This window comes from Methanobrevibacter sp. (assembly GCF_045644645.1).
Lineage (GTDB): Archaea > Methanobacteriota > Methanobacteria > Methanobacteriales > Methanobacteriaceae > Methanocatella.
Genome location: NZ_JAZRHE010000094.1, coordinates 1 through 4,059, shown reverse-complemented (window position 1 = coordinate 4,059; position 4,059 = coordinate 1). Strand labels below are relative to the sequence as shown.

The window sequence follows — 4,059 nt, the reverse complement described above, 5'->3', positions numbered from 1 at the left end:
CAAACATTCACCAATTATAATTAAGTTTTCAAAGGCTAAAAACCTTTTGGATTTTGGCTTTAAAAAACAAACAAAAAAATTTTTCAAAAAATTTGAAAAAGAAAGCAAACAGGATATAAATTCAAATAACTTAATTAAATTCATTGAATATAGTTATAGTTATGCTAAAACATCTTTAAATTTATATTCAAGTAAATATTCGAAGAAAATGTACTCGCAACCTGCATTATTCACTATTATTGCATTGAAAACTTATTTAAATTTAACATATAGAGAAATAGTTGAATTTATTAGCTTTTCAGAAAAATTGCAGATATATTTGAAGATTAAAAGAGCTCCAGATTATTCTACTCTTCAGAAATTCTTTAAAAGGATGCCAACTAACATGTTTGAAAGAATAACAAAGCAAATTATTGATAATTTAGGTTTACAACCTAAATTAGTTGCTTTAGATGGTAGCGGATTCACAAGCGACTACGCAGACAAATATTACTCAAAAATACGTAGCCAAGACGTGAAAAACTTCACTAAATACCATATTGCAGTGGATGTAGATTCAAGAATAATACTCTACTCACAAGCAGTAAAAGGACCAAGACACGATGTAAAATTTGCAATAGCATCAATAAGAAGTCTAAAAAAATACAATCCACAGTTCATAATAGCAGACAAAGCATATGACTCAAATGCAATAAGAACATGTATCAATGAAGAAATAAAAGCCTTAGACCAAATACCACTCAAATCCAATTTCAAACATGTGGTACAGAAGATTAAGCATCAAAACATTCAAAAAAGAAATATATTCAAGAAGAAACAACATAGAAAGCGTATTCAGCGTAATAAAAAGAAAATACTCTGGAATTAACAAAAGTAAGAGTACACGATTACAAAACAAAGAAACAAGACTAAAAACATTAGTTTATAATATAGACCAATCAACAAAAATTTAAAAAATGATTTCAACAAGGCGGGATTAACCATAAAGTTATAGTGTAATGAATTACAAAGATTTCTATTAGAGTTACAAAATTAGGTAGTTGAAAATGAAATATGATTTTTTGATAGTTGGTGCAGGTCTTTTCGGAGCAGTTTTTGCACATGAAATGACTAAAAAAGGTAAAAAATGTTTGATTATTGAAAAAAGGGACCATATTGGGGGCAATATTTACACTAAAGAAGAACATAACATTAATGTACATCAATATGGAGCCCACATTTTCCATACAAACAATAAAGAGGTTTGGGATTATATTAACCAATTCGCTGATTTTAACAGGTATACAAATTCTCCTGTTGCAAACTATAAAGGGGAATTATTCAACCTCCCGTTCAATATGAATACTTTTTATCAGATGTGGGGTGTAAAGACACCTGAGGAGGCCAGAATGATGATTGAAAAACAAAAGGCTGAATCAAGAATTGAAAAACCCCAAAACCTTGAGGAGCAAGCAATCTCTTTAATTGGTAGAGATATTTATGAAAAATTGGTGAAAGGCTACACCGAAAAGCAATGGGGCAGAAAGTGCAGTGAACTGCCAGCATTTATCATTAAACGATTACCTGTAAGATTTACTTTTGATAATAATTACTTTAATGACCTGTATCAGGGCATTCCTATTGGTGGTTATACAAAAATCATTGATAAAATGCTTGAAAATATTGAAGTTAAGTTAAATACAGATTTCTTTGACGATAAGGAAAGATGGTTAAACATTGCAGATAAAATCATTTTTACAGGCATGATTGATCAGTATTATGATTATTGTTACGGTGAACTTGAATATAGGGGTTTGAATTTTGAATTTGAAACATTGGATGTTGAAAACTACCAGGGGAATGCAGTCATTAACTATACTGATGCAGAAACACCATTTACAAGAATAATAGAACATAAGCATTTCGAATCTTGCGATTCACCAAAGACAATTATTACAAAGGAATATCCTAAATCTTGGTCTAATGGAGAAGAGGCGTATTACCCAATAAATGATGAAAAGAACTCTAAATTATATGAAAAATATGTTGAACTTTCAAAAAATGAAGATAAAGTAATATTTGGTGGTCGTTTAGGAATGTACAAATATTATGATATGTGGCAGGTTATTGATGAAGCATTAAAATTGGTTGATGAATTTAATGGTTAAATTAGGTTGTTTCACTTAAACTTTGTTTGGAATCAATTTAAACAATTTAAAGTGTTGATTTAATCATTTTTATAGTTATAAATTATAATGGGGTGTTTTTATGATTAAAAAAGTAGGTGTTATTGGTGCAGGGTCAATGGGAACTGCAGTGGCCAGAACTATTGCTGTTAATTCAAAAGTACTAATATATGCAAGGCGTGAGGAAATTTCAAGGGACATAAATGAAAATGGTTTTAACTCCGAGTATTTTCCAAATATTAAGTTAGATGACAATATTTCCGCAACATCTGATTACACTCAACTAAAAGATATGGATATTATTTTTTTATGCACTCCTTCTTCTGTTGTGAGGGATGTGGTAAGCAAATTAAATGGGATTGTTGGTGAAGATTGTATTTTTGTTAGCACTGCTAAAGGAATTGAAAAGGAAACTAATAAAAGAATGACTGAAGTTATAGAAGAAATAATTAACCGTCCGGCAGTTGCATTTTCAGGACCAAATATTGCATCAGAAATGGTTAACGGTTTATATGCTTCAACAACTATTGCATGTTCCGATAATGGCTGCTTGGATAAGGTCAAATCGGTTTTAGAATCAAATATTTTTAAAGTCAATACAAATAATGATGTAATCGGCACTGAATTTTGTGGAATTATTAAAAATGTAATAGCAATATCCCAGGGAATTTGTGAAGGTATGGATATAAATAATAACGCGAAATTCACGGTTTTCACAAAAAGTTTTAATGAAACTAAAGATATTATTGAAAAATTAGGTGGGACAAGATCAGTAGTGGATGATTATTGCGGTTTTGGGGATATTGTGACCGCATCAACATTAACTGTCAGTAGAAACCATACTCTTGGCGTGTTGCATGGGCAACGTATTATAATTGATGAAAAAGCGTCAGGAGTATTATTTGAAGGTAAAAATACTACTGTAATTCTAAAACAATTATTTGATGAAGCTGGAGTTAATTCTGTGACTCTCAACTTTGTTTATGATGTTATAATTAATAGAACAAATCCTAAAATTGCATTTAATGATTTATGGGAGAATATTTAGTGATTTTATGATTTTTGCAGCAATATTGGCGGGTGGAATTGGAAATAGGTTGGATTTGGGTATTCCAAAGCAATTTTATGAAATTAATAATAAGCCTTTATTGATTTATTGTGTCGAACAATTCTTAAAAGTTGATGGATTGGATAAAATTATTGTTTCATCGCCTGTTGACTATTTAGATAAAACCAGGTCTCTAATTGAGGAATATTTTGGGGATAATGATAAGCTTGTTGTTATTGGGGGTGGCGAAGAGCGTAAGGATACTATATTGAATTCTATTGATTATGCAATGTTAAACGGTGCTGATGATGAATCGATAATGGTTACGCATGATGGTGCTAGAATTTTTGTTTCCCCTGAATTGATTAAAAATAGTATTAAGCATGCTAAAAAATATGGTGCTTCGAGTCCTGTAATTCCTGCAACGGATGTTATTTTTCAATGTGATGAAGAACATTCTTTGACTAATATTCCTGAAAGAAAGTATTTGGTTCATGCTCAAACACCTCAATCTTTCAATATTTTTAAATATATGGATATTTATAATGATTTGACTTCTGATGAAATCAGTTTATTGGATGAAGCTATGATGCTATTCCATCTTAGAAAAGAGAGTATTTTCCTTTTTGATGGTGATTCTTTAAATTTCAAGATAACTAAGCCATTAGATTTGGAAATAGCTAAAGCCATTATAAATGAAAAAGATCTGTAACGATTTTCAGATTAAAAGGTTTGATATTGTAAAAATTGTGACGTTCCAATATGATATTGAAAAGATTGTTTATGTCATTGGATAATTGACAGAAACCCCATATTTTTGAAAAAAACAAAACATTTAATATTAAC

3 protein-coding genes and 1 pseudogene are annotated in these 4,059 nt (G+C 30.1%); all 4 read left to right on the top strand.

The features are described from left to right. Positions 1-208: 208 nt before the first annotated feature. Positions 209-953, top strand: a pseudogene (locus ACKI4K_RS05395) (transposase). A gap of 93 nt (positions 954-1,046) precedes the next feature. Beyond that, on the top strand, positions 1,047-2,147 hold the full coding sequence (gene glf, locus ACKI4K_RS05390) for a UDP-galactopyranose mutase (RefSeq protein WP_407423026.1): 1,101 nt from the start codon (positions 1,047-1,049) through the stop codon (positions 2,145-2,147). Between the two features lie 100 nt (positions 2,148-2,247). Beyond that, complete coding sequence (locus tag ACKI4K_RS05385; protein ID WP_407423024.1) at positions 2,248-3,213, top strand: NAD(P)H-dependent glycerol-3-phosphate dehydrogenase; 966 nt, start codon at positions 2,248-2,250, stop codon at positions 3,211-3,213. 7 nt (positions 3,214-3,220) lie between these two features. Next, positions 3,221-3,925: a 2-C-methyl-D-erythritol 4-phosphate cytidylyltransferase gene (locus ACKI4K_RS05380; RefSeq protein ID WP_407423022.1), complete on the top strand. Its 705-nt coding sequence runs from the start codon at positions 3,221-3,223 to the stop codon at positions 3,923-3,925. Positions 3,926-4,059 lie beyond the last annotated feature (134 nt).